Below are 25887 nucleotides of genomic sequence, written 5' to 3'. Positions count from 1 at the left end.
CTCGGCCCTGCCGGACGACGCGTTCAGGGCATGGACCGCGTCGCTTGCGGACGGCGCGGTGGTTGCCTTTAGGCGTTGCTCAGGAGATGGATGACATTCTCGCTCGGCGGATGGCCGGGCCACTGGATGATCGCATCCTTGACGGAGGGCCGCGCGAAGAGCCGATTGGCATAGGCCTCGACACGGGGCTTGCCTGCACCGTCTTTCCAGAAACCCGAATAGCCGAGCCAGAGGAAGCGGTAGAGACTGACGGCCCAGAACAGGTCGGCGAGCGTGAAGCGGTCGCCGAACAGCCAAGGTCCGGTGGACGCCCCGAGGTCGCGATCGAGATCGGTAACCAGCTGCTCCGCCTTCGAGATGGCGGTCCGCATTTGCGGCTCGTTGATGACGAACGAGGCGGCGGCTTCCTCCTTCACAATCTTGTGTTGGTAGGCTTCGAGGAGAAGCGGGTCGCCGTCCGCGAGCGGGATATTGCGGCGCACGGCGTCGATCTTGTGTGCGTGGATGCCGGGCATGACCGCCTGCATGCTTTCGGGCCGACGATCACCGTCCGGATCGGCGCCGTAGAGCAGGGCTACATGGGGCGTCGTGTCAGCGAGCTGGACCTGCTTGAGCACAGCCTCCCGTATGTCGGCGGGCAGAAGATCGGTACCGCCGGACAAGGCGTCGCAGAGGTAGAGGCAGATTGCCTTGGAATCGGCGAGGATCCGGCCGGTCTCATGGTCGACGAGGGTCGGTACGACGAGCGGGTCGAACCCTTCGGAATCAACAGACGACTGCCCAGTGAACGAGCTGACAGGACGGTGCTTGGCTGCGGCTTCCGATCGCAACCGCAGCCGGACATATTGCGGACAATAATTCTCATTCTGCGGGGGAAGGATCGTCAACTCGTTGGAGCCGAAGGTCACGCCCTTCTCCATTAGGGTGCCGCGCACCTTTTGCGAGCAGACTGAGAACACGAAGTGGAACAGTTCGAACCGCGGTTCGACCGTCGCTTCGCGGCGAAGGAGGCTCGGTGACTGTCGATCCGGGCTAATCAGAGTCGATTGCTCAGGCTTGATAACCTCTTCACGGACTTTCCTCGCCAGGGTTTCTGTATCAGCGCTCATATTTTTATGATCCTTTTGCCTGGAACTGAGACGTTCGGGGATTTTTGCGGGCTAAATCGTCATGTAGAATGAGTGTGTTCCGCCGGCGGCCGGATGGCTGGTGAACTTTCCCGGCGCTCCTGCCCCACGCAGCGCGCAAGGCCGGTAAGCAGCGGCAGTGCAACATAGGTCGCGGCGGGCACGACAAGCCCCACGACCAAGAAGGAGCGCAGCAAAACGGGAAGATGGGCAATGGTGTCGCCCAAGAGAATGTTGACGAGGGCCACTAGCGGCGCGAGCGTGGTGATCAGCAGCAACACTCTGAGATGGCGTGTGCGGAGCGAAGGTTGGGGCGCAGCGCTCACCCCTTCCTTATTCAGACTTTGATGCGCTGCGTCTTGTCTCTCGACGTTCGCCCCTTGCCAGGGGTATCGCCGATCGAACCCGCCCATCCGCCATTCAAGAATGTCGATGCTTTGACGTGCCCCGGACACGGTCATGGGGTCTTCGGCGATGAAGGCCCGGGCTGCGTTCCAATCGTCGACATCAACGAGATATGTCGATCCGACCAAATCGCCGCCTTCGGCGAAGGTGGTCCCCACTGCCAAAATGCTTGCGGTGTGCGACGCAAGATAGGCGCGGTGTGCCGGTATGGCTGCTGTGCGCTCTGCCAGCTTTTCAGGCGAGATGGTGGTTATGACGGAGAACAGCATGGGACGTTCAATCCGTCAGACTTGGCGTGCTTTGCGGCACGAGCGGCTGATGTCGCGGCCCGCGCGTAGGGACCGGCGGGTTCAGCTCGAAGCGTGCGATCAGGGTGTCTCGCAACAACGCGATCTCGTCCGCCCCAATTCCATGGTCCTTGATCGGTTGAATATACTCGCCGACATCAGCACCAGAGAGTCTAAAGCGCTCAGCTGTCTCCCGCACATGCTCTGCCTTGACCCAATCGTCGTTCAGACCACCTGTGAATATCGCCTTGAGACCGGTAAACCGAGGCTCAACTGGCGCGGTTGGGAGCTCAAAACCCGGGAGGCTTCCGGTCAGCGAGCCCAGGAACCCCATTTTCGCAGCGCCGCACCACATGAAGTGACTGGCGAGGCAGGCACCCTGGCTGAAGCCGACTATGCCCTGACGGTCTAGCGCGACCCAGGCTGCTTCCAGCCGCGAGGAGATCTCAGCCAAGGCGGTGCAGGCGTCAGCCACAGACCTGTCGCCGTCTGGATCGAACCCGTCATATTTGGGCGAGTACCACGCCCCGGCGGGCGCTTGCAGGGCAAGCCAGGCGACAGAGGGCAGATCGAGCTGTCTCGCAAGTTCCAGCATCGCTTGCGCACGCTGGCCACGGCCGTGCAGAAGAATGATCGCAGCATTTGCCTGTTCGACAGGCGGGCCGGTCACGATTGTCCCATAGGGTCCTTCAGGGGAAAACGTCATCGCGGCGCTCCAGCAATATGGCGGCATAGCCGGTCCGCAAAGGCGACAGGATGCTGCATCGCGACCTGGTGCGCGGCACCCGTCACAACTTCGAATGCGGCACCTGGAATGAGAGCGGCGGTCGCGCGGACCGCCTCCGGTGGCACGGCGGCATCGTTCGCACCGGCTATGACGAGCGTTGGCGTTTCGACCTGCGGAAGAAGGCTTCTCGCGTCATGGCCCTTGATCGCTGCGACAGCGCCGGTGAATCCGGCAACTGTCGTGGCCAAGATCATCGACTCAGCAAGATCCAGCAGACCTTGGTCGACCGCTCCGGAAAACCATGCCGGATACACGATCGGCACCTGCGTAATGAGCCCGCCGCTGCGCACTGCGGCCACCCGCTTGTCCCAGATCGGCCAAGCTGGCTCTGGAACGAGAGAACCTGCTGCCACGAGTGTCAGCGAGATAAGCCGGTGTCCCGCCGTGGCGCCAAGATATTGCGCGACCATCGACCCGACCGACGTGCCAACAAGATGAACTCTTGCAAACGCGAGGTTATCCATTACATTAAGCACGTCGGCCGCCAGTTCGGCTAGACTGTAGTCGCCGGCACTCGGCGAACTCGTTCCATGACCCCGCAGGTCCATCGTGATCGCATATACCCCTGAAGGTAAACGACCGGCCACGTCATTCCAGGACCGCCAGTCGGCCAGCAGGGAAGAAAGGAGCAGGATCGGCTCACCGCTCGGCAAGCCAGTGGTATGAACACCGATCCGCGCACCATTTCGGCTATTGACTGCCCGATGTCGCCACATTCTCTTCACCCAGCCTGCGGAGTCATCCTTGCGATCAAATGACGATCGGATCGTTCATCGTCCGGAGGAGCTCGTCCTTTACACCTTCGAGCTGCGGCGCGACCTTGACCTCGCTGCCGAGCTTCTCGGGGCTCTCGTCATGGGTGAAACCAAGCGTGACCGAGGCTTCGAACAACACGCCGCCCGGCGTACGAACGTAGATCGATTCGAAGTAGCCGCGGTGCTTGCGATCTGAGAAATCGGTGTAGCCGAGGCCTTCCACGTCAAATTTGAGCGCGGCCTGCACGTCGAGGTCGGCGACTTCAAACGCGGCGTGATGAACTTGGCCTTCGCCAAGCGCCCAGGTGCCGGGCCTTTCGTCCTCATCGATATAGACGTCTAGCACCTTGGCCGCACCGCCATTGCCGAAAGCGTAGCGCTGGTAATTGCCGTCGCGTCCCTGGGGCTTCAGGTTCCAGGCATTGCGCATGAAGGAGTCCATCTCCTCATTGCGATTTAGGGTGGCCGTCCAGCTGTGAAAGCCCCGCAGCGCGACCTCCTTGGGCACATAGGGAGAGTCCCAGGGCTCGAACTGGCCGTCCGTGTCCTGCTCGATGATTTCGAAGCCGACACCGCAGTCGGGGTGCTCGAACGACAGATATTTCTGCCCGAACCGCTCACGCACTTCCGAGACGGTCACAGCGCGCTTTATGAGATGCTCCTGCCACCAGGAAAGCGTACCGACGGGTGCGTTATAGGAAACCGCCGATATCTGCCCTGCACCACGCTTTCCGGTGTAGCCAGCCTGGCGAACGGGGAAAGTGGTGTACAGCGTGCCCGGTTCGCCAAGCTCATTGCCGAAATACAGATGATAGACCGGCCGTGCGCCGTCGTAGAACATCGTCTTCTTGACGAGCCGCTGTCCCAGCGTCTTGACGAGAAGATCCACGTCGCCTTGCGCGGATCCGGTCGCGACGGTGATGTGATGAAGTCCTTCGACGCGTTCGGGCAGTTGCATCATGATCGCTCTCCACTATTTTCTGCGATTGCGGATCGTCTCTTCAAACCTGCACAACGATCGCTGCTGCAGCCTGTTTGAGGGATCAGGGAGTATTTGACAATTGGCGGACCTTCATAGATACAATTCAGATTGTGAATATAGATGACCTGGATTTTCGGCACTTGGTGCTTTTGGATGCGCTGTTAAAGCGGCACAGCGTCAGCGCCGCTGCACGAGAACTCGACCTACCGCAGCCCACCGCCAGCCATGGGCTGGCGCGCCTGCGCAAAGCATTGGGCGACCCGCTTCTCGTCCGGGCGCGCGACGGCATGGAGCCGACACCACGTGCCGAGGCGATCGCCGGGGTTGTTCAGCAACTGCTGGAACTGCGTCGCGACCTGGCTGAAGGCGGGCAGACATTCTCACCTGACCGTCTCAAGCGCGAATTCATCATTGCCGGATCGGACATCGCCCATCTTGTCGTTTTGACGGCGTTGCATTCGGCGGCGCGGTTCGAGGCACCACACACCAGCTACCGCGCACTCACGCTGAGCGGCGATGAAATGGTGAGCGCGCTCGAGACCGGGCATGTCGATATCGCCGTCGGCGCCTATCCGAGCCTTGTTGCCGGCATCAAGACGCAACGGCTCTACCAGGAGGAATATCTGTGCTTCGGAAAGGAAGGTCATCCGTTCATCAAGTCCGGTGAGACCGATGACTTCATGGCCGCAGATCATATCGTGGTCAGCACCAAGGGTATGGCCCATGCCCATCGTGCCGTCGAACGCGCTCTCCTCGACAAGATCCATCCCGATCGGATCAGGATCGTCGCGAGCAGCTTTCTCGTGGCGTTGGCAGCTTGCTTCGAGTCGGACCTTATTCTTACCGCTCCGGCTCGCGTGATTGGTCGGCTCGCCGAGGTCTACGGACTCCGGGCCGTGCGGCCGCCAATTCTTATGGAAGCATTTGAGGTCAGGCAATATTGGCATGCGAGGAACCAAGACGACCCGCCTCACCGCTGGTTGCGACAGCTCCTGCACAAGGTGCTGTCCGCGCGGATGTGAGAAAGCTGCCATCGACCTAGCAAAGAAAGCCCGGCCTAGGTTAAACCCGGGCCGGACAGATAGGAGCATCCGGAGTGGGATCAGTCCGGGTCGATCAGAATTTAAACCTCAAAGTGGCTCTGTTGCAAAGATTGGCGGCAGTCAGAGGTAGGCTGTCGCTCTGCGCCGATCAGGCGGCTGCTGCGAAATGGTGGTTGAGCATGCCCATGGCCTCCGTCAGCGCCGAGGGCCCAATGCCAAAAGCTCTCTCCACAAGGCGCACCTCGCCCCTGATGCCGGGCTGCAGGCACCAGGGGCGAGCCTGTCCTTTGCGCAGGGCTCGCATGACTTCGAATCCCTTGATCGTGGCATAGGCCGTGGGGATCGATTTGAAACCGCGCACCGGCTTGATCAGTATCTTGAGCTTTCCGTGATCGGCCTCGATCACGTTATTGAGATACTTCACCTGCCGGTGGGCCGTCTCCCGGTCCAGCTTTCCTTCGCGCTTCAATTCGGTGATCGCTGCACCATAGCTCGGCGCTTTGTCGGTATTGAGCGTGGCAGGCTTTTCCCAGTGCTTCAGGCCTCGCAGGGCCTTGCCCAGGAACCGCTTCGCTGCCTTGGCGCTGCGGGTCGGCGACAGGTAGAAATCGATCGTGTCGCCCCGCTTGTCGACTGCCCGGTACAGGTAGGTCCACTTGCCCCGCACCTTGACGTAGGTTTCATCCAGGCGCCAGCTCGGATCAAAGCCACGCCGCCAGAACCAGCGCAGCCGCTTCTCCATCTCCGGGGCGTAGCACTGGACCCAGCGATAGATCGTCGTATGGTCGACCGAAATGCCGCGTTCCGCCAGCATTTCCTCAAGGTCGCGATAGCTGATCGGATAGCGACAATACCAGCGCACCGCCCACAGGATCACATCACCCTGGAAATGGCGCCACTTGAAATCCGTCATCGTTCCGTCCGTCCAATCTCCGCCAAGCATGCTCAAGCTTCACGATTTTTGCAACAGAGCCCGCCCCAACGCCCGCCCTTCGGACTCTATGCCGAGGCCATCTCCGGTACCGCGTTCACGGCACCGCGCTCGGAAAACCGCCGCAGCTGGCTTTACCGCTTGAGGCCTACCGCGGATCACGCACCCTTCGAACCCTATCGCTCAGCGCCACTATTTGATGCAGAGCCGGCTCCTGGCGCGCTCCCACCAAATCGGCTGCGATGGGGGGCCCAGCCGCTTCCGGACGTTCCGACCGACTTCGTCGACGGCATCGTCACGATGCTTGGAAACGGCTCCCCCGAGCAGCTCGAGGGCGTTGCGTTCCATGTCTTCGCCGCCAATCGAGACATGGTCGACAAGGTGTTCTACGATTCCGACGGCGAACTCCTGGTCATCCCCGAACAGGGTCGCCTGCTCCTGCTGACCGAGCTCGGCCGGATCGATCTCGCTCCGGGACAGATTGCGCTGGTTCCGCGGGGCGTTCGCTTTCGCGTCATCCTCCCGGACGGGATCGCCAGGGGGTATCTGGCAGAGAATTTCGGGGCGATGTTCCGCTTGCCCGAACTGGGCCCAATCGGCTCCAATGGGCTTGCAGGCGCCCGCGATTTCGAAACGCCCGTCGCCTGGTTCGAGGATCGCGATACGCCGACCGAGGTTGTCCAGAAATATCTCGGTCGACTTTGGAGCATGACGCTGGACCATTCGCCGCTCGACGTCGTTGCCTGGCACGGCAATCTCGCACCGTTCCGCTACGATCTCGCCCGGTTCAACGTGATGGGAACGGTAAGCTTCGATCATCCGGATCCGTCGATCTTCACTGTGCTTTCGTCGCCTTCCGACACGCCAGGCCGTGCGAATGCCGATTTTGTAATTTTCCCGCCGCGCTGGATGGTCGCTGAGGATACCTTCCGCCCCCCCTGGTTCCACCGAAACGTCATGTCCGAGGCCATGGGCCTCATCCATGGTGTCTATGACGCGAAAGCGGACGGCTTTGTCCCTGGCGCGATAAGCCTGCACAACATGATGGCAGGGCACGGCCCCGATGTCGCGACCTGGGAGGCGGCGAGCGAAGCGGCACTGCAGCCGCACAAGATCGACGGCACCATGGCCTTCATGATCGAAACCTGCTGGCCCTACCGACCGACGGCGCATGCCCTCGCCACTTCGCAGCTCGACTATGACGCAGTCTGGGCCGGCTTTCCCAAAGCACAGGTGAACCGGCCATGATCGATGAAACCCATGACGCAAAGCTGACAAGCTGGGTTGAGAGCGCTCAGGGCCACGCCGACTTCCCGATCCAGAACCTGCCGCTCGGTATTTTCTCACGCGAAGGAGCCGAGCCGCGTCCTGGAACGGCAATCGGGAACCAAATACTCGATCTCCGAGGCATCGCTCACCTGCTTCCTCCGCGCTCGGGCACCGCGATCGCCGGCCCTACACTTAATGGCCTCCTCGGTCTGCCAGCCGATGAGCGTCGAGCGCTCAGGCAGCGTCTCTCCACGCTGCTTTCCGATACCCGCCATGCGGCAGCGCTCGGGCCGTACATGCACCCGGCGGCGGAGTGCATCATGCACCTGCCCGCTCGGGTCGGCGATTACACCGACTTCTATGTCGGCATTCATCATGCCACGAACATCGGCAAGTTGCTTCGGCCCACACCCCTCCTTCCAAATTATAAGTGGATCCCGATCGGTTATCATGGCCGAGCCTCGTCCATTCGAGTGTCCGGCGTGCCGGTCGTTCGACCGGTTGGCCAGCAGCGATTGCCCGACACGGTGGAACCGCTCGTTGCGCCCACTGATCGCCTCGACCTGGAGCTCGAACTTGGCGTTTGGGTCGGTGGCGGCAACGCTCTTGGATCACCGATTCCCATCAGCGACGCGCATACGCATATTGCTGGTCTGACGCTCCTCAACGACTGGTCCGCGCGAGACGTTCAGGCCTGGGAATATCAGCCACTGGGTCCTTTCCTCGCCAAGAACTTCCATACTACGATCTCGCCCTGGATCGTGACCGCGGAGGCCCTCGAACCCTTCCGGGTTCCGCAAGCGCCGCGACCCGATGGCGATCCCCGACCCCTTCCGTACCTGTGGGACGCAAACGACCAGGCGCGCGGAGCGTTCGCGATCGAGCTGGAGGTCGCAATGACATCGGCAGCGATGCGTGATCAGGGCATGGAGCCACTTCGCCTCAGTCTCAGCGATGCACGCGCGATGTACTGGACCGCGGCGCAGATGGTTGCTCATCATACCGTGAACGGCTGCAATCTGATGGCTGGCGACCTTCTCGGTACCGGGACGATCTCGACGGCCTGTCCATCCGGCCTGGGGAGCCTTATGGAAATCACGGCGGGCGGCATGGAACCCATCACGCTCCCTACGGGCGAGCAACGAACCTTCCTTCTGGATGGCGACGAAATCCTGATCAGCGGCACGGCCCGTGCCGAAGGCTTTGCGCCCATCGGCTTTGGGTCCTGTCGGGCGACGATCGTGTCGCACGCTTAGCGACGTCGTGGCCACGCCGTTCGAGATGAACGCGCAATCCAAATTTCAATTCTTCAGGCGAGGGCTACATGGCCGGGGCAGACACAAACTTGAAGCGAATGACTCCCCCCGAGATTTCGGCATTTGCATACGAGCCCGGGCCCATAAGGGTGATATGTGCCGCCGGCGCGATCGGAACGTTGCCCGATGAGCTGGCGCGGCTTTCGATTGCGAAACCGATGGTGCTCACGACACCATCAGGGGGGCGTCGCTATGCGGATTTACTCGAACGCCTCAAGGAGAATGGCGGAATATTGTACGGCTGGGCCGAGCCCCATAGTCCAGAGCAGGTGTCGCTGGCGGCCCTTGGGACGTTCCATCGAAGCGGCTGCGACGGGCTCGTGTCGATTGGCGGGGGCTCTACCACCGGTCTCGGAAAGTTCCTGGCGGCTGCTACAGGCAAACCGCTCATCGCCATCCCGACGACGCTCGCCGGATCCGACATGACACCAGTCTATGGTTGGAAGGCGGATGGCGTGAAGCACACCCGCATCGACCCTCGCGCCCAGGCCCGGACGGTCCTCTACGATGCCAACCTCTATCTTGGTCTACCGGCGGGAGAGCTAGTTCGCAGCGCGATGAACTGTCTGGCCCATCTGGTGGAAGCCCTCTACCCCGCCACTCCTAATATGTTCGCAGCCGACCTGGCGACGATCGGCATGAGGGTCCTTTTCGAGAACCTCCCCGTCGCCGTAAGGAACCCCACTTCCATCGCCGCTCGCGAGCAGCTCTGTTATGCCGCCTTCCTTGGAGGACACCTGGTAGCGATCGCGGGGATCGGCCTGCACCACAAGATCTGCCACCTTATTGGCGGCGTTACGGACATCAGTCACGGCGACAACAACAGCGTCGTATTGCCCCATGTCGTCGCGCTCAATGCGCCCTACCTCGGCCGCGAAGGGGCAATCCTGTACGAGCTCTTCGGTGAGCACCCTGGTTCCGGCCTCCGCGCATGGGCCATCGAACTCGGCGCGCCGTCGGCGCTCGCCTTGCTTGGCTTGCGCGAGGATGTGCTTCCGATGATCGTGGACCCGGTACTCGCCCACCCACCTGCCAACCCGGCGCCGCTCGATCGCGATGTTGTCACACGACTCGTCGAGGGCATACGGGCGGGCAAGATTCTCGTCTGACGACACCTTCCGTCGCCCGCGCCGCTTAGGCGTTCCTATCGCCCATGGAACTCACGAGGGGCGGTGCGGCACCGCCAATGCGAAGTCGTAGTCAATTCTGAACTCGCCGGGAGCAACACGTTCCGGCGACGCGATCAGGTCCGGTTTTACGCCGAAGACGGCATCGCTTTCGAGCCATTCGTCGCCGGCGATAAAGAGGTGCGTCACCAGCGTCTCGTAGCCCGGCGCGCTGATCATGAAATGAATATGAGCGGGTCGGTTGGGATGTCGACCAAGCGCGTCGAGAAGATCACCAACCGGTCCATCAACGGGAATGCCATAGCTCACCGGCATGACGGATGAGAACGCATAGGTCCCGTCCGCGCCGGTCATGAAGCTGGCGCGAAGATGTCCTTCGGGCTGCGACGGATCCTGGACATCGTAGAGTCCGGTTGGCGAGGTCTGCCAGACTTCAACAAGCGCACCTTCGATTGGTGCTCCGATGCTGTCGAGGATGCGCCCTTCGACCCGAACCGCATCGCCCTCTTCGTCACGCTTCAGGATCGACGCGCCCTTGGGAAGTACGTCCTGCCGGCCAGAATAAAAAGGCCCGAACACCGTGGACGGCGTCCCTGCCCCCTCGCCACCGTCGTCATGGTTGATCGCGTCGACCAGCATGGAGACGCCCAGCACATCCGACAGAAGGATGAACTCCTGTCGCTTGCCCGTGCACATGTGCCCCGTGCGGGTCAGAAACTCGATCGCTTGCTCCCACTCGCGGGTCGTAATTTTCGCTTCACGGGTCGCATCGTGCAGATGGGGGATGACGACGGAGAGGATCTCGGCAAGCCGTTTGTTGGGCGCATCCTTCATTCGCGCGAGCGCGTCTTCGGTGAGCTCGGGAAAAATGCGGTCGGTCACGATAATCCTCTCCAAAGTCACGGGGCTCCGCCGGGGCGGGCTCTAATGATCTGCGGCGCTGCCGGCCCCTCAAGCCGGGCGTTCGCCCGCCCACGCCCTGGCGATGAGCGCGCGAATTCCCTCCCGCTCAAGCGGGCGTGGGTTCCAATAGGCATTCTCGAGTGCCGCGGTCGTCACTGTTTCGATGTCGGCCTCCGCCATTCCCAGGTCACGCAGGCCCGCCGGCGCCTTGATTGCCCTTCCGAGATCGAAAAGGCGCTGCGCCGGATCGCCGCGCAGAATCCTCTCGAGTCGAGCTCCGACGTCAGGGATCGCCGGCAAATTATAGGCGAGCGCATGAGGCAGCACGATCGTGTGTGTTGTTGCGTGCGGCAGGTTCAGCGCGCCGCCCAATGTGTGGCAAAGCTTGTGATGAAGCGCCATTCCGACGGACCCAAGGACCGTCCCGCATAGCCAGGCCCCTTCCAGCGCTCTCTCACGCGCGGGAATATCGAGCGGATTTTCGATGATCGGAGGAAGCGCCTCTGCCAGAAGCCCGATCGCCCGTTCCGCGAGAACCGTCATCACCGGATTACCGTCGCGTGCATACATGCCTTCGACCGCATGCGCGATTGCGTTCACGCCGCTTGTTCCGGTTATGTCGGCTGGAAGGCCGAGCGTAAGGTCGACATCGTAGAGAACCTTTTCGGGCAGCACCGCAAGATCGCGCAGCGTGGTCTTGCGCCCATTCTCGGTCTGCCCAAGCACCGGCGTCATTTCTGAACCCGCATAGGTCGTGGGTATGGCGAGCTGCGGGAGATCGGTTCGAAGCGCCAGCGCCTTGGCAAGACCAATAGTCGACCCGCCGCCGAACGCGATCAGGCTGTCAATCGCTTCGCTCTTCACCAGCTCCAACGCCTGTTCAGTAACATTTGTCGGCGTGTGCATCGTCGCGCCATCGAAATGGGCTACGATCGCCTCGGCCCCGGCAAGAGCTGTCCGCGCATCGTCTGCCTGGTTCGGCGTCGTGACGAGCAGGGCGCGCTTGCCCCCTAGCTCGCCGATCAGCTGCGCGGTTTGCGCAATCGAGCCGCGGCCGAAAATCACATGTGCCGGCAGGCCATTGTAGATAAATCCCATTTCGATGACCTCTCCAAGAGCGATGGTTTTCTAGCGATCCCTGACCTCGCTGTGTCAGCTTCGATCGAGCACTCAGTCACGGGGGCCGCGATTCGACATTGACTCGTTGAGCTGCAGCTATACCATAACCGATGTTCGATTCAACTAGCCGATAATCGGTCATTCGGAGAGACGGCCTTGACCAAGATCTATGAAGACCCGCGGGCCGCGCTGGAGGGCCTGCTCTTCGACGGCATGACGATCATGTCCGGTGGTTTTGGCCTTTCGGGTAATCCGGAAAGTCTCATTCCAGAGATCAAGGCGGCCGGGGTCCGCGACCTTACCGTCATTTCCAATAATGCCGGCGCTGACGGTTTTGGCCTGTGGATGCTGCTCGAAACGCGCCAGATCAGGAAAATGATCTCTTCCTATGTCGGCGAGAACAAACTTTTCGAGCAACAATATCTAAGCGGCGACCTCGAACTCGAGCTGACGCCCCAAGGAACGCTGGCGGAGCGCATTCGCGCTGGCGGCGCGGGAATCCCTGCCTTCTACACCCGGACCGGAGTTGGGACGGTGGTGGCCGAAGGCAAGCCTGTCGAGGAATTCGACGGGGTGCTCTATGTTCGCGAGCGCTGGCTGCGCGCTGACCTCTCGCTCGTCAAGGCATGGCGGGCCGATCCTGAAGGCAACCTCCAGTTCCGCAAGACCGCGCGCAACTTCAACCCTGTCATGGCGACCGCGGGCAAGGTGACCGTGGTCGAAGTGGAGGAAATCGTCGAGGCGGGAGCCATCAGTGCGGACTGCGTTCACACGCCGGGCATCTATGTCGATCGTATTGTCAAAAGCACCATCAATGAGAAGCGCATCGAGAAGCTGACCGAGCGCGCCCGGGAGACCCCATGATGACCGGATGGACACGCGACCAAATGGCGCAGCGCGCAGCGCTGGAACTTCAGGACGGCTACTACGTCAACCTTGGCATCGGCATTCCAACGCTGGTCGCCAACTACATCCCCGACGGCGTCCACGTCACGTTGCAGAGCGAGAACGGGATGCTGGGCATGGGGCCCTTCCCCTATGTCGGGGAAGCCGATCCTGATCTCATTAACGCAGGAAAGCAGACCATCACGGAGCTGCCGACCTCCAGCTATTTCTCCTCGGCCGACAGCTTTGCGATGATCCGGGGCGGCCATATCGACATGGCGATCCTGGGTGCGATGGAGGTCGCGGCGAACGGCGATCTCGCCAATTGGACAATCCCTGGAAAGATGGTGAAGGGCATGGGTGGCGCCATGGACCTCGTCGCCGGCGTTCAAAGGGTGGTCGTCGTGATGGATCACACCAACAAGGCGGGCGAGCCCAAGCTTCTTAAGCGTTGCGAGCTTCCACTCACCGGCCAAGGCGTGGTCGATCTCGTCATTACCGACCTTTGCGTCCTCAAGTGCGATCGGGAAACCGGACGCTTCGTGCTCGTCGAACTCGCACCCGGCATCACGGCCGAATATGTGATCGAGCGTACCGGCGCACCTGTCGTCACCGAAACCGCGGGGCAAGCCGCGTGAGCGCCGCTTTCATCTGCGACGCGGTCCGCACGCCAATCGGCCGCTATGGCGGCGCGCTCGCAACCGTCCGCCCCGACGACCTTGCGGCGATCGCGATCCGCGAGTTGGTGGGCCGCAATACGCGCCTTGATCTCCATGCGATCGACGAGGTGATCCTGGGCAGCGCCAATCAGGCGGGCGAGGATAATCGGAACGTCGCCCGAATGAGCGCGCTGCTTGCAGGACTCCCGGCTGATGTTCCTGGCGTCACGGTCAACCGCCTCTGTGCGAGCGGCGCGGAAGCTATCGGGGCTGCGGCGCGGGCTATTGTGACAGGGGAAGCCCAGGTCGTCATCGCCGGCGGGGTCGAGAGCATGTCCCGCGCGCCGCTCGTCATGGGGAAGGCTGAAAGCGCCTGGCAGCGCAGCGCCCAGATCGAGGACACCACCATCGGCTGGCGCTTCATTAACCCGGCGATGCGCGCTGCCTACGGCGTCGACTCGATGCCCGAGACCGCGGAGAATGTCGCGCAGGAGCACCCTGTCAGCCGGGAAGATCAGGATGCGTTCGCGCTGCGGAGCCAGCAGCGCACTGCGGCAGCGCAGGACGCTGGCTATTTCGCGGAGGAGATCGTGGCTGTCACGATCAAGGGGCGCAAGGGCGACATTGTCGTCGCGCGCGACGAACATCCTCGCCCCGAAACCACCCCGGAAGACCTTGCGAGGCTGAGACCGATCGTCCGCCCGGACGGGACCGTCACCGCCGGAAATGCGTCCGGCGTGAATGACGGCGCGGCGGCCCTGATCGTCGCGGACGAGAGCGCCGCAGCCCGAAACGGTCTTGCCCCGCGCGCGCGGATCCTCGGCATGGCGAGCGCGGGGGTCCTGCCGCGCGTCATGGGCCTTGGCCCCGTTCCCGCGACGCGCAAATTGCTCGACCGGCTCAAGCTGTCGACCGATGATTTCGATGTCATCGAACTCAACGAGGCCTTTGCCAGCCAGGTCATCGCGTCGCTTCGCACGCTCGGGGTCGACCCTCACGACGAGCGTGTCAACGCGAATGGCGGAGCGATCGCGCTCGGACATCCGCTGGGGATGAGCGGCGCGCGACTGATGATGACCGCTGTCCACGCCCTCGAAAAACGAAATGGGCGCCGCGCGCTGATCACGATGTGCATCGGCGTCGGGCAGGGACTTGCGCTCGCCGTTGAGCGCGTCTGAGGACAATCAGGGCGCTAGCCGCGACAATTTGACAGCGCCGGCGCGCAGCACTGGCAAGAAAGTATCAAGGAGCTCGTCGGCCGACCGGTCGAAGGCATTCGTACCGGCATTGAGCGCGGCCACGGTCACACCCAACTTGTCGACGACCGGTACCGCGATGGAGCGCAGTCCAAGCTCAAGCTCCTGGTCAACCACCGCATAGCCCTGCCGCGCGACCGCGGTAATCTCCTTCAGGAGCTCCCGGCGGTCGGTCTGGGTATTCGGTGTCAGCGCGGCAAGGCAGGAAGGGACGAGCGCCTCACGCTGCTCCACCGGCAGTGAGGCGAGCAGAACGCGCCCCATGGACGTACACCAGGCCGGAAGACGGCTCCCGACATGCAGGCTGACGGCCATGATGCGCGACTGCGACGCGCGTGCCGCATAAATGATCTCGTCCCCTTCGAGGACACCGAGCGAGCAGGACTCGCTCAATTCGTCGCGCAGCTCCTCGAGGATCGGTTGCGCGATCGCCGGAAGGGATCGATCGGAGAGGAAGGCGTCGGCCAGCCTCAGCACACGTGGGCGCGGCCGGTAGGACTTCTCTTGCTGCTCCAGGTAGCCAAGCTGCACCAGTGTGTGCAGGCAGCGGACGACGACCGATCTGGGAAGCTGCGTGTGCTCTGTAAGGCGGCTGATGGTCTGATCCGACCCATGATCGGAAAAGGCCTCGAGCACGGCGAGCCCCCGCGCGAGCGATTGCATGAACTGTGGGTCGCTGCCTCCGTCGGGGAGCCTGGGAGTGCTGAGCATGGACATGGGCACAGACTATCGTCTTCGCCCAGCCAAGTGAAGGCCGTGTCGGTCAAAATATCCGGTAATCGGTCATCTCTCGCCCGCAGCAACCGTGCAGCGCTACGCTTGCCCGTTCAGTTCATGAGAGGTTGCTTTCTTCCTATTTTGACGGCCAACGGCAGGATCAGCCGCCGCGCCCATGCGGGGCGTCGAAATCAAGCACCGGGCCTGCAGGCACAATCCCGTGGGGATTTATCGACCGATGGCTCTCATAATAGTGCCGCTTGATGTGCTCGAAATCGACCGTCTCGCGCACGCCGGGCCACTGATAGAGTTCGCGCGTGTAGCCCCACAGGTTGGGATAATCGATGATACGGCGCAGGTTGCACTTGAAGTGGCCGACATAGACGGGATCGAAGCGCACGAGTGTCGGAAACAGCCGCCAATCGGCTTCCGTGACGCTATCCCCGACAAGGTAGCGTTGCCGAGACAGACGCTCCTCGAGCCAGTCCAGCGTCTCGAAGAGCGGGAACACCGCTTCCTCATATGCCTCTTGCGTGGTCGCGAAGCCGGACTTGTAAACCCCGTTGTTGAGGGTGTCGTAGATACGCGCGTTCAGGAGATCAATTTCGGCACGGTGTGCCTCGGGGTAATAGTCTCCTGGCGTAGCCCCGACACCGTCGAACGCAGTATTGAACATCCGGATGATTTCGGAGGACTCATTGCTCACAATCGTTCCACGATCGCGATCCCAAAGGATCGGGACGGTGAACCGGCCTTCATAGCCCGGTGCCGCTGCCTGATAGAGGTCGTATATGCGCCGGGCGCCATTGACCGTGTCGGGCACGACGCCCTCGCCTGGCTCGAACGTCCAGCCTTCCATTCCCATGAACCAATGGGTGATCGACATGGAGATCATCCCGTCGAGACCCTTCAGGTGCCGGTAGATGCGCGTCCGATGCGCCCAGGGACAGGCGGCCGAGATATAGAGATGATAGCGGCCGGCTTCGGCTTTAAAGCCGCCCTCGCCGCTCGGTCCTGGCGAACCGTCCGCCGTGATCCAGTTGCGAAATGCTGCGTCTCGCCGGACGAACCGGCCGCGCACGTCCTTCGCCCCATATTCATGAGCCTTAAGGCGGCCATCGGTCGTCGAAACCATCGTCTTGTCTCCTTGGCGGGTTTGCACCTCGCGCCAACTGCGCCGCCAGGCAGCGACATGGTGCTCGGCCCACGGATGGCAACCGACAATAACATCTCAGTGGCAGTCTCGACCGTTTCTCTGTCGCGAACACGGAGTTCGGCACGCGCCTCCATATAGATGTGTCTGCCAACGATGCGGGCGTGCAATGATCAGTGCTAACCAGGATCCAACTATCGAGCGTCTCCAGGACAAATGTCGAAACTCACGACCACCGCCATAGCGTCCGAGACGGGAGGCCTTCCATTCGCCGTCCGGATCTCGGTTGAGGGGCATATCTTTGCCGGAGACGAGCCGATCGAGGCAGGCGGAACTGGTCTTGGCCCGTCGCCCTATCAGCTGCTTACCTCCGCACTAGCGGAGTGCACGGCGATGACAGTTCGATGGTTCGCGCGACAGCACGACGTTCCATTGGACCATGTAAGCGTCGAGGTCGTGCACAGCCGGGAACAGGTCGAAGGCCGTGCTGGGCTGGTCGACACTTTCAACAAGACCATCAAAATCAAGGGCGACGCGCTAACCGAGGACCAACTCCAGCGCCTTCACGATGTCGCCTCCAAATGCCCGGTTCAGCGCACACTGGAAGCTGGCTCGATCATCGTGACCAGACCTGGCTAAGAGCTTTCACCTGCTGACCGATGCTCATGAAGCCGCAGCGACATCGCACGTCGTCAATCCGCAGACCGATCCCATAGCCGCTGTTTCGTGAAGGCAGCGGACGGCAGCCTGGGGCTCGAGCGACCCCTCCCGGACCCCCCTCCGGATTGTTCGAGCCTCATTTTTTTCAGCGCACCAGAGGCCTCAATCGTCAGCTCGCCGTGAGGGCTCCAACCCCATTTTCGTCGACGGGCCCCTCGGGAATCTCGCTCCGGGCTTCGGCTTTCAGCAGCTTTTTAAGAATGGTCCGCGCGCGGTTTGGCGCAAGATCGATCTCGAACAGCGCTGGCCGCATATCGTAGAGGTCCTGATCGCCGAGCGCGACTTGCTGCGCCATCACCATCGGGGCGTCCTCGCCGACGAAGGCCATTTCGATGGCTCCTTCCCAGATCCGATCGACCGTCTCATCCTCTGTCTTCCAGTCGCGTGTCACACCCCAGAAATAGTGCGTGCTGGTTTCTGTCTCCGGCGTGAGGTTATGCGACACGAGCGCCCCGACACCCGCGCTTCTGGGTTGGCCGGTCGGTGTAATCCCCACATCGAGGAGCATCATCGACGGCGCGGTCCAGCGCATTTCGAGCCAATGATCCACCGGACCCTCGTGGTCGGGCATCTGCGCCCCCCATGCCGGCGGCGCGGCGCCGTCGGGGCACCAGCGGTCGGACCGGACCGTCAGACCATCGACATGGACGGCATGCTCGCCGCGCGCGATCGCCTCGCTGGCGAGCGTCGTCGGGTGCAGGAATTCGACATGGCTGAGGTCTAGGAGATTGTCATTGATAAGCCGGTAGTTGGCTCCCATCGAGACCACCCCCTTCACGAGCCTCCGGTCGGGCGCGACGTGGCACTGAAAATCGGGAATGAGATCGGGGTCGGCGAGCTCGCCATCGCCCATCCAGACCCATAATGCCGCATAGCGCTCGACGACCGGAAAGGTGCGCGCGACCGCGTGACTCGGGATCCGGGTACCCGCGTGCGGGTTGTGGACGCATGTCCCCGTCCGGTCGAAGCCGAGCCCGTGATATGGGCAATGGATTTGATCGCCAACCTGCCTTCCCTGGTGGAGCGGCGCGTAGCGGTGGGGACACCGATCCGCGAGGGCATTGACGCTGCCATCCTCGTAGCGGAGGAAGACGACCGGCTCGGCGAGGATCGTGCGCGCCATGGGGCGCCCGAACGCAACCTCGTCGGACCAGGCGCCCACATACCAGCAGTTGCGGAGCAGCGAGGTTTTGATCACCCCGCCCACCTAGAAGTTCCGGCGAACGGTCAGATACCATTCGCGCGGCCGCGCATAGGTTCCGTCGACAAAGCCGGTCGCCGGCAGGTCGGAGAATCCCCCGACGAGATAATGGCGGTTGGTGAGATTGGTGACGCCGAGGGCCACGCGCCATTTTTCGCTCGGGTCGACATAGGTGAGGTTCGCGTTCAGAAGATGATATCCCGGCTGGACGAGTTCCGGCGTGTTGAGCGCGTCGAAGCGGACCGCCGATCGATACGACCAGTCGAGCCGAGGCGTGATTGTTCCGATCGAGGTCTGCGCCTCATAGGCGATCGAGCCAGAAAGCGTCCATTCGGGCGTGTAGGCGAGCTTCGCATTCGCCGGGATCAGCGTGCCGGGATTGATCGAGTCATATTTCGCATCGAGATAGCCGGCAGAGAAGTTCACGCTCAGCCCGTCGACGGGCCGGGACTGCATCTCGAACTCGACCCCCTTCAGCGTCGCCGCACCGCCATTCTGGGTCTGCGGCTCGACATTGTTGAAGATGATGACCTGGAGGTTCGAATAGTCGGTGTAGAAGGCCGCGGTGTTGAGGCGAAGCCGCCGGTCGAGCAGTTCCAGCTTCAGGCCCGCTTCATAGCTCTTGACCGTCTCGGGATCGAACGAAGGCGCCTTCTGTCGCGGGAAGGCGATGCGCTGTGAGAAGCCGCCGCTCTTGAACCCCTGGCTGTAGGTGAAATAGCCAAAGACATCGTCCGAAAACTTATAGTCGATCGTTGCCGCCGGCGTGACCTTGGAGTCGGTCCGGCTTTCGTCCGAGATGAGGAACGGAATCGGCAGCGCCTGCGGCGGCACCGGCGTCAATGTCGCCGGGTCGATGAGGCGCGTCGCGATGATCGTCGGCGCGTTGCGCTTCTTGTCGCGCGTGTAGCGAAGGCCGCCGGTCACGCGCAGCCGGTCGGTCACCGAAAAGCTCGCCTGGCCAAAGGCGGCGTAGCTCCGGTTCTCGATGATCGCGCGGTTGTCGGTGTCTACGAACGAGATATTGACGGGTGCGACAAAGTCGATCGACTCCCTCAGATAATAAAGACCGGCGATCCATTTGAAGCGGCGATTGGCTGTTTCACCGGAAAATTGCAGCTCCTGGCTGAACTGCTTCTGGTCGATAAGCGTCGCCGGACCGAGTATGACGAGCGGCGATCCGTCGCCGTCGCGATCATTGTCCGATTTGGACGTGCGGTAGGCGGTGATGCTCTTGATGGAGAGCCAATCGGCCACCTTCCAGTTCGCGGTCAGCCCGAGACCCCACACATCGAGGTTCGATTTCGATCGATTGAAATCCCCGTAGGTCGAGTAAAAATCGCCGGTGATATACTGATCATTGTAGAATGCGCGCGGCCCGAGGGTCGGAACCAGCGTCGGCGCGATCACCGTATTGAACACCGTCGGGCCCAGGCCATTTGGATTGATCTTCAGCAAGGTCGAACCTGCCGATTCCTCCCGCCGTCGGGTCCAGTCCGCCGAAAAGCTCAGATCGAGCGAATTGGAGGCTTCGTATGTTGCGGCGAAGCGCGCCGTGAGGGCGCTTACATCACCGAGCCGGTGGCCGGTATCCTTCCCGTCGAGCCCTAGGTGTAGGCGCTTGCAACCGTAGCAGCTTCTGCTCGCAAACAGCGCCTTTTCCTGCCCAGATTACCTGACAACGAGCCGACTATGCTGCTCACGCTATCCGACAATGTGCTCGCCATCATCCGCGTCTGCTCGCAAACGGCAAAGGGCCGCTCATGGTATCTGCCAACTACAAAGTCGAGATTAGCAGTCATTTGCTGATGCGCGATGCTCACGCAGCTTTGTGGAACCCAAGATCAGAAAGTACACGATGGGGCAAACCACCATCAGCATCACTGCTGGATCGGTAGCCCATCTCGTTGGGCCATCGCTGTCCGGCTCACTTGCTACCGCGAGCATGAGCGCGATTGATCCTCGCACAGCGGCGTAGGTGGCAGGAACAAGCAGGATGTGGAGAAGCCACCCGTAGCGGAACCGCATGGCGCCAAACCAGCAGAGTACAGCTATGGCGGGTGGAGCGAGTGTGGCGGCTACGAAGCCGCAGAACCAAATGGCAAACCCTGCCGGAGTCAGCGTATCGCGATAGTAGCTGGCGATCCCATCCGGTCGCAATCCGAGAGCGACGAAAGAGCCTGCGACGACAACGGCACCCAAAGCCGTCAGTCCGACGCCACGCAATGTCCCGTGTCTCGGCATCAATCTATGCAATCCAGTAAGCCATTGATCAGGCTGCTCGCACTTTGGCTCGGAAGAAGGTCGTTTCCGACCCAATCAGATCGGGGTCGATCCCGCTCTCCTCGGCGGCCAGTTGCTGGATGATCCGCCAAATCTCGGGGGCGGTGAGGCGCGCGCCGTCGCGGGCAAGCCTGCCACGGTTCTGCTCCGTGACCAGTCGGGCGAGATCGCCGATAGTGTCGCACCTCCGAGGTAATCGCCGGCGGTCGAGGTGCCGTAACCATAGCCCCGCGTAGGCGCTCGCTCCAGCAGCGAAGATGCGAAGGGGAGGTGCCAGCGTCGTGAAGGCGAGGATCGCGACCGCGACAGCGAAGCAGAGACCACTGACAATCCCAAGCCATCCGGCTCGCGTCGCCGGCATCTTGAGGTCGGTATCGGCTTCCAGGTCGCTGAACGCTTGGCGCAGCTTCCCACCGATCAGCGGCGCCAACGGCGCATCCGGCCCGACGTGCCGGCCAAGCCCGAGCGCGCGTCGAAGCCTGTAGAACGTCATCTGCGTGGCGCATGTCGTGCCGCCCCCGCTGTAGGCTGCGACATGCGCGACGACATGGTCACGCACCTCGCCGAACGTTGTCCAAGGCAGGTTCGAGCGCAGGCGCAGATCGAAGGTGCGCTCGATTGCGAGGAAGAAGTCGGTGTCGTCGCCATCACCGACCCAGCCAACCGTATCGAGCACCTGCATGAACCCGGCTCCTCAGCGGTTCTGCAAAACGACCGTTTCTGACGAGCCGATCGCCTTGCTGGGCCGGCAACGTAAATCTGCGGGCCGCACTTTGTCAAAACTGTTCTGGAAACCCGCGTCGCAAAACGGTATGCCCCGCACGAGTTTGGAGAAGATCAGACGCTCATGCGGGTCGGCTATGCCAGGGTCAGCACCAGCGACCAGAACCCCGAGCTCCAGCTCGATGCGCTGCGGCGGGCCGGCTGCGAGCGGGTGTTCACCGAAAAGGCGTCGGGCGCGCGCGATGACCGGCCCGAACTGGCGCGCATTCTGGAAGACGTGCTGCGCGCAGGCGACACGCTGGTTGTTTGGAAGCTCGACCGCCTCGCCCGCTCGCTCAAGAAGTTGATCGCCACGGCCGAGGATCTGGAGCGCGAGAAGATCGGGCTGGTGTCGCTGACCGAGAGCATCGACACGACAACGCCGGGTGGCATGCTCACCTTTCACGTGTTCGGCGCCATCGCGCAGTTCGAGCGTGCCCTGATCCGCGAGCGAACTACCGCGGGGCTAGTGGAGGCGCGCCGGCAGGGTCGCAAGGGTGGCCGCCCATCGGCAATGCGCCCGAGCGACGTCGCCGCGGCACGGGCGATGATGAAGGAGGGCACGTTGCCGGTGCGCGACATCGCCAAGCGCATGGGCGTGTCGGTCGCGACCCTCTATCGCTATGCAGGCAAGCGCGGCAGCGGTGCATCGATCAAGGAGGCTGCAACAGCCCATGGCTGACCGGGCGAAGCGACCGCCTGGAGAGGCGCTGATCGATCTTCGCCGACGGTTGTCGCTGTTGCCCCCACGCGACCCCGGTCGCACCGAGATCATCGCCCGTGCGGCCGAGGCCTATGGCATCTCCATCTGGACCCTTTACCGGGCGTTGCGCGAGCTGAACCGCCCCAAGTCGGTGCGCCGGTCCGACCATGGTGCGACGCGGGTTGCCCCGCAGGCCGAGATGGAGCGCTACGCCGAGATCGTCGCCGCACTGAAGATCAGGACCACCAACAAGAAGGGCCGGCACGTTTCGACCGCCCGCGCCATCGAGTTCCTGGAAACCGATGGCGTCGAGACGCCGGAGGGCCTGGTCAAGGTAGCACCCGGCCTGCTGAAGCGGGCGACCATCGACCGGCTGCTCCGCTCATCAGGGCTGGACTATGCCCGCGTGACCCGCCCCCACGCAGCCGTTCGTTTTCAGGCGCGGCGATCCAACGAGCTGTGGCACTTCGACATGAGCCCGTCCGACCTCAAGCAGGTCGAGGCGCCGCTCTGGATCGAGCAGGGTCGCGGCAAACCCACGCTGATGCTGTTCTCGGCCGTCGATGACTGCTCGGGCGTGGTCTACCAGGAATATCGCAGCGTCTATGGCGAGGATGCCGAGTCCGCGCTGCGCTTTCTATTCAACGCCTTCGCCGCCAAGCCTGAGCCCGAACTGCCGTTCCAGGGCCTGCCGGTCACGATCTACATGGACAACGGCCCGGTCAGCCGGTCGCGCGTGTTCCAGTCGGTGATGGGCAGCCTCGGCGTGCGCGTCCTCACCCATCTGCCGCCGAAGGCCGACGACCGGCACACCGCGGCCCGCGCCAAGGGCAAGGTCGAGCGGCCGTTCCGCACGGTGAAGGAGGTGCACGAGACGTTGTACCACTTCCACAAACCCAAGGACGAGGCGGAAGCCAATCTGTGGATGCGGCGTGCGCTGGTCACCTACAACAACGGCGACCATCGTTCCGAGCCACACGCGCGGATCGAGCACTGGCTGCGGCACCTGCCCGGCGATGGCGTGCGGGCCATGTGTTCATGGGAGCGGTTCTGCGCCTTCGCTCGTGAGCCCGAGCGGCGCACCGTTGCGGGCGACGCGACCGTCTCGGTTGAGGGCGCTTCCTACGAGGTCGAGCCCGAGCTCGCCGGCGAGACGGTGACGCTGCTCTGGGGGCTGTTCGACCAGCAGCTCTTCGTGGAGCATGACGGCAAGCGGCATGGCCCTTACGAGCCGTCGCGCGGCGCCGTGCCGCTCTACCGCTATCGCAAGTATCAGAAGAGCCGCGCCGAGGAGCGGCTCGACAAGGTGGTCCGGCTCGCTGACCAGCTGGGGCTGCCCCGCGCGACCGTGACGGGCGGCGACCGGCCGCTGCCGTCGCTGCCGCCCTCCACCGCAGGGCTCGCGGTGCGGCAAACACCTTTTCCGGAGCCGGCGGTCGAGACGGCATACCCGACCGGGCTCGCGGCGCGCCACGCCATCGTCGACCAGCTCCGGCGACCGCTCGGCTCGCTGCCTGAGGCAGACCGCGCCTTCATCGACGCGCTGCTGGGCGAAACGCTCGACAAGACCATCATCGCTGACCGCATCCGAGAGCGGTTCCAGTCAAGACGGGGGACAAGCTGATGCTCGCCGACGTTCAATCCAGCTACGGGCTCGCCCGCCCGTTCCAAGGCGTCGGCAACTTCGAGACAGAGCATCAGCGCAACCTCGTGCGCGAGGTCTGTGCGGCCGTGCAGACCGGCAGGTTGATCGTCGTCTCCGGCCTGGTCGGATCGGGCAAGACGCACCTGCTGCGCCGCATCGAGGACGAGCTGGCCCGGGCGGGCAAGGTCGCCGTCGCCAAGTCGCTTGCGGTCGACAAGCGCCGCACCTCGTTGCCCTCGCTGATCGAGGCGCTGTTCTACGATCTCTCGCCCGGTGACCGTGCCCAGGTGAAGATTCCCAAGCAGGCCGAGCGCCGCGAGCGCGACCTGCGCGACATCATGCGCAAGGGCAAGCGCCCGGTCGTACTGGTGGTCGACGAGGCGCATGACCTGCACCACAAGACGCTGACCGGCCTCAAGCGGTTGATGGAGGTGGTGGCTGATGCCGGCGTGCTGCTGTCGGTCCTTCTGGTCGGCCATCCTCGGCTACGCAACGACCTGCGCCGCCCGCAAATGGAAGAGATCGGCTACCGCACGACCACCTTCGACTATGAGGGCATCGGCGCCGAACGCCGCGACTATGTTGCCTGGCTGCTCGGCGCCTGTGCGGCCGAGGGGGTCAAGGTTGCCGACTTGATGAACGAGGACGCGATCGACCTCATCGCCGAGCGCCTGCGCACCCCGCTCCAGATCGAGATGCACCTGACACTCGCCTTCGAGCAGGGCTTCCGCTTCGCTGCCAAGCCCGTCACGGCCGAGATCGTCGAGCAGGTGCTGTCGCGGGCGATTGACGACCTCGAACCCACGCTGACGCGCAACGGTTACGATGCGGGCGCGCTCGCCAGCCAGCTCAACACCCGGCCGTCCGACATACGCGCGTTCCTCGCCGGAACGCTGGACGCCGAACACACCCGCGACCTGACCGAGCGGCTCCGCGAAGCCGGTGTGCCGATATGATACTGGCTGTCCTCGCCTTGGTATCTCCCGCACGCGGACGCAACGCATGTCGTCTGTGCCACCGATTGTGGACGTTGCGCTTCTCTCATAGCCTGCCGGCATGAACAGGCATCTTACCGCAGCTTCTTTATCGATCGTCAGCTTGCTCAGCGCGTGCTCGGCCTCGGCCGAGAGGAGGTTGGAGGGACGAGTCTTCGACATCCCGAGAGCCAACGACATATCCGACAATGATAAGCCGTTCTTTCTACCAGCGCTCGATCCCAGCGACGGGTTCTCGTTCTACCTAAATCCGAGCGCAAGCTTGCCGGAGCGAAACTTGGTGGGCGTGGCAAGCAAGAAGCGGATGTGTGCCCGCGCAGCGGGAACAGAGGCGCTTGTCAACTCGACTGTCTGCGCAAGTCGCCCGCTTTCATGGCGCGGCCGAACACTGCGCAAGGTAAGTGATGGTGTTTTCTGGACATACCAGTTGCCAGCCGAAGCAGGTCAGAAGCGTCCTCCATCGCTGGCGAGTTGCTCCGCCATGGGCGGAGGCTCGCGGCCGGGGCTCTGCACGGCCAATCTGCCGTATGACAATCTCGTGCTGACGATTCACTTCCGAGACAATCAGGTCGGCTCGCTCCAGGCATTATACGATCAATCCGTTGCTAGCCTGAGGAAGTGGGAGCGCTGATGCTTACGGCAAACCCGGCGGGAACGATCGCTGCCAGACCGCTCACCGGCACTCCTCGCTATTGGCAGAAAGCGAGAACAGGCCTTCTCCGTTTGCGAGCAGGCGCGGATGATGGCGAGCACATTGTCGCATAGCGTGAGCAGCATGGCCCACCTGCTGTCAGCAAATCTGAGCAGAAATCCGCGCTGTTTGCGAGCAGAGGCCAGTATCTTTGCAATCGCCTACA

Annotated in this window: 25 protein-coding genes; 12 read left to right on the top strand and 13 right to left on the bottom strand. The window is 62.6% G+C overall.

The window, feature by feature from the left end; genetic code table 11:
• Positions 1-68: 68 nt before the first annotated feature.
• From linD to linE, 5 genes are read right to left on the bottom strand one after another with little or no spacing between them, the layout of a single operon-like run.
• A complete protein-coding gene (gene linD, locus M529_RS46320; RefSeq protein ID WP_013035740.1) occupies positions 69-1109 on the bottom strand; it encodes a 2,5-dichlorohydroquinone reductive dechlorinase in 1041 nt (346 codons plus the stop codon).
• 59 nt (positions 1110-1168) lie between these two features.
• Positions 1169-1801 carry a YciI family protein gene (locus M529_RS46315; RefSeq protein WP_007686013.1) on the bottom strand — a complete coding sequence of 211 codons (633 nt, stop codon included), beginning with the start codon at positions 1799-1801 and terminating at the stop codon, positions 1169-1171.
• Between the two features lie 7 nt (positions 1802-1808).
• On the bottom strand, positions 1809-2525 hold the full coding sequence (locus tag M529_RS46310) for an alpha/beta hydrolase (RefSeq protein WP_007686010.1): 717 nt from the start codon (positions 2523-2525) through the stop codon (positions 1809-1811).
• Positions 2522-3322 carry an alpha/beta fold hydrolase gene (locus tag M529_RS0125255; protein WP_218847786.1) on the bottom strand — a complete coding sequence of 267 codons (801 nt, stop codon included), beginning with the start codon at positions 3320-3322 and terminating at the stop codon, positions 2522-2524. The genes M529_RS46310 and M529_RS0125255 overlap by 4 nt, the downstream gene beginning before the upstream one ends.
• A gap of 34 nt (positions 3323-3356) precedes the next feature.
• Positions 3357-4322: a chlorohydroquinone/hydroquinone 1,2-dioxygenase gene (gene linE, locus M529_RS46305; protein ID WP_007686007.1), complete on the bottom strand. Its 966-nt coding sequence runs from the start codon at positions 4320-4322 to the stop codon at positions 3357-3359.
• A gap of 131 nt (positions 4323-4453) precedes the next feature.
• Between linE and M529_RS46300 the strand changes: the two genes are divergently transcribed.
• Complete coding sequence (locus M529_RS46300) at positions 4454-5365, top strand: LysR family transcriptional regulator (RefSeq protein WP_013041683.1); 912 nt, start codon at positions 4454-4456, stop codon at positions 5363-5365.
• 169 nt (positions 5366-5534) lie between these two features.
• Here M529_RS46300 and M529_RS46295 read toward each other — a convergent pair whose 3' ends face one another.
• On the bottom strand, positions 5535-6299 hold the full coding sequence (locus M529_RS46295; protein WP_001389365.1) for an IS6-like element IS6100 family transposase: 765 nt from the start codon (positions 6297-6299) through the stop codon (positions 5535-5537).
• Between M529_RS46295 and hmgA the strand changes: the two genes are divergently transcribed.
• From hmgA to M529_RS46290, 3 genes are all read left to right on the top strand, one after another.
• Complete coding sequence (gene hmgA / locus M529_RS0125250; RefSeq protein ID WP_152522679.1) at positions 6276-7565, top strand: homogentisate 1,2-dioxygenase; 1290 nt, start codon at positions 6276-6278, stop codon at positions 7563-7565. The genes M529_RS46295 and hmgA overlap by 24 nt on opposite strands.
• Positions 7562-8842, top strand: a complete 1281-nt coding sequence (gene fahA / locus M529_RS0125245; RefSeq protein WP_031295731.1) for a fumarylacetoacetase — start codon at positions 7562-7564, stop codon at positions 8840-8842. The genes hmgA and fahA overlap by 4 nt, the downstream gene beginning before the upstream one ends.
• Before the next feature lie 68 nt (positions 8843-8910).
• On the top strand, positions 8911-10011 hold the full coding sequence (locus M529_RS46290) for an iron-containing alcohol dehydrogenase (protein ID WP_021320001.1): 1101 nt from the start codon (positions 8911-8913) through the stop codon (positions 10009-10011).
• Between the two features lie 51 nt (positions 10012-10062).
• On the opposite strand, the gene M529_RS46285 is transcribed toward M529_RS46290, so the two are convergent.
• Together M529_RS46285 and M529_RS46280 are read right to left on the bottom strand one after the other, a co-directional pair.
• Positions 10063-10911, bottom strand: coding sequence for a dioxygenase family protein (locus M529_RS46285; protein WP_021320000.1), 849 nt, complete (start codon positions 10909-10911; stop codon positions 10063-10065).
• Between the two features lie 69 nt (positions 10912-10980).
• The gene (locus M529_RS46280; RefSeq protein WP_446692536.1) at positions 10981-11997 is read right to left on the bottom strand and encodes a maleylacetate reductase; all 1017 of its coding nucleotides are present in this window, start codon (positions 11995-11997) and stop codon (positions 10981-10983) included.
• A 210-nt stretch (positions 11998-12207) separates the two neighbouring features.
• On the opposite strand from M529_RS46280, the gene M529_RS46275 reads away from it, so the two are divergent.
• The 3 genes from M529_RS46275 to pcaF are packed head-to-tail and all read left to right on the top strand — an operon-like array spanning position 12208 to position 14773.
• A complete protein-coding gene (locus M529_RS46275) occupies positions 12208-12915 on the top strand; it encodes a CoA transferase subunit A (RefSeq protein WP_021319998.1) in 708 nt (235 codons plus the stop codon).
• Positions 12915-13574, top strand: a complete 660-nt coding sequence (locus M529_RS46270) for a 3-oxoacid CoA-transferase subunit B (protein ID WP_031295725.1) — start codon at positions 12915-12917, stop codon at positions 13572-13574. Before M529_RS46275 ends, M529_RS46270 begins: the two co-directional genes overlap by 1 nt.
• Positions 13571-14773 carry a 3-oxoadipyl-CoA thiolase gene (gene pcaF / locus M529_RS46265; RefSeq protein ID WP_021319996.1) on the top strand — a complete coding sequence of 401 codons (1203 nt, stop codon included), beginning with the start codon at positions 13571-13573 and terminating at the stop codon, positions 14771-14773. Before M529_RS46270 ends, pcaF begins: the two co-directional genes overlap by 4 nt.
• A 6-nt stretch (positions 14774-14779) precedes the next feature.
• Here the strand turns inward: pcaF and M529_RS46260 are convergent, their stop codons facing one another.
• Positions 14780-15568: an IclR family transcriptional regulator domain-containing protein gene (locus M529_RS46260; protein ID WP_236617752.1), complete on the bottom strand. Its 789-nt coding sequence runs from the start codon at positions 15566-15568 to the stop codon at positions 14780-14782.
• Between the two features lie 160 nt (positions 15569-15728).
• On the bottom strand, positions 15729-16703 hold the full coding sequence (locus M529_RS46255) for a glutathione S-transferase family protein (protein WP_021319994.1): 975 nt from the start codon (positions 16701-16703) through the stop codon (positions 15729-15731).
• Positions 16704-16937: 234 nt separating this feature from the next.
• Here M529_RS46255 and M529_RS46250 point away from each other — a divergent pair, with 234 nt between their 5' ends.
• A complete protein-coding gene (locus M529_RS46250) occupies positions 16938-17360 on the top strand; it encodes an OsmC family protein (protein ID WP_021319993.1) in 423 nt (140 codons plus the stop codon).
• Positions 17361-17550: 190 nt separating this feature from the next.
• Here M529_RS46250 and M529_RS46245 read toward each other — a convergent pair whose 3' ends face one another.
• The 3 genes from M529_RS46245 to M529_RS46235 all read right to left on the bottom strand — a co-directional run bounded on the left by M529_RS46245 (position 17551) and on the right by M529_RS46235 (position 21607).
• Positions 17551-18648, bottom strand: a complete 1098-nt coding sequence (locus tag M529_RS46245) for an aromatic ring-hydroxylating dioxygenase subunit alpha (RefSeq protein ID WP_021319992.1) — start codon at positions 18646-18648, stop codon at positions 17551-17553.
• Entirely contained in the window at positions 18649-20100 is a 1452-nt protein-coding gene (locus M529_RS46240) for a TonB-dependent receptor (RefSeq protein WP_021319991.1), read from the bottom strand. It abuts the gene before it with no gap.
• Positions 20101-20914: 814 nt separating this feature from the next.
• On the bottom strand, positions 20915-21607 hold the full coding sequence (locus tag M529_RS46235) for a hypothetical protein (RefSeq protein WP_007685994.1): 693 nt from the start codon (positions 21605-21607) through the stop codon (positions 20915-20917).
• Positions 21608-21772: 165 nt separating this feature from the next.
• Between M529_RS46235 and M529_RS46230 the strand changes: the two genes are divergently transcribed.
• The 4 genes from M529_RS46230 to M529_RS49535 all read left to right on the top strand — a co-directional run bounded on the left by M529_RS46230 (position 21773) and on the right by M529_RS49535 (position 25661).
• Positions 21773-22369, top strand: coding sequence for a recombinase family protein (locus M529_RS46230; protein WP_007685993.1), 597 nt, complete (start codon positions 21773-21775; stop codon positions 22367-22369).
• Positions 22362-24014 carry an IS481 family transposase gene (locus M529_RS46225; protein WP_007685992.1) on the top strand — a complete coding sequence of 551 codons (1653 nt, stop codon included), beginning with the start codon at positions 22362-22364 and terminating at the stop codon, positions 24012-24014. Before M529_RS46230 ends, M529_RS46225 begins: the two co-directional genes overlap by 8 nt.
• Entirely contained in the window at positions 24014-24991 is a 978-nt protein-coding gene (locus M529_RS46220; RefSeq protein WP_007685991.1) for an ExeA family protein, read from the top strand. Before M529_RS46225 ends, M529_RS46220 begins: the two co-directional genes overlap by 1 nt.
• A 100-nt stretch (positions 24992-25091) precedes the next feature.
• Positions 25092-25661 (top strand): hypothetical protein, encoded by a 570-nt coding sequence (locus tag M529_RS49535; RefSeq protein WP_062121710.1) that lies wholly within the window; start codon positions 25092-25094, stop codon positions 25659-25661.
• The last annotated feature ends 226 nt before the right edge of the window (positions 25662-25887 follow it).

This window comes from Sphingobium ummariense RL-3 (genome assembly GCF_000447205.1).
Lineage (GTDB): Bacteria > Pseudomonadota > Alphaproteobacteria > Sphingomonadales > Sphingomonadaceae > Sphingobium > Sphingobium ummariense.
The sequence above is the reverse complement of the archived record's forward strand: the minus strand, read 5'-3'. Positions and strand labels throughout refer to the sequence as shown.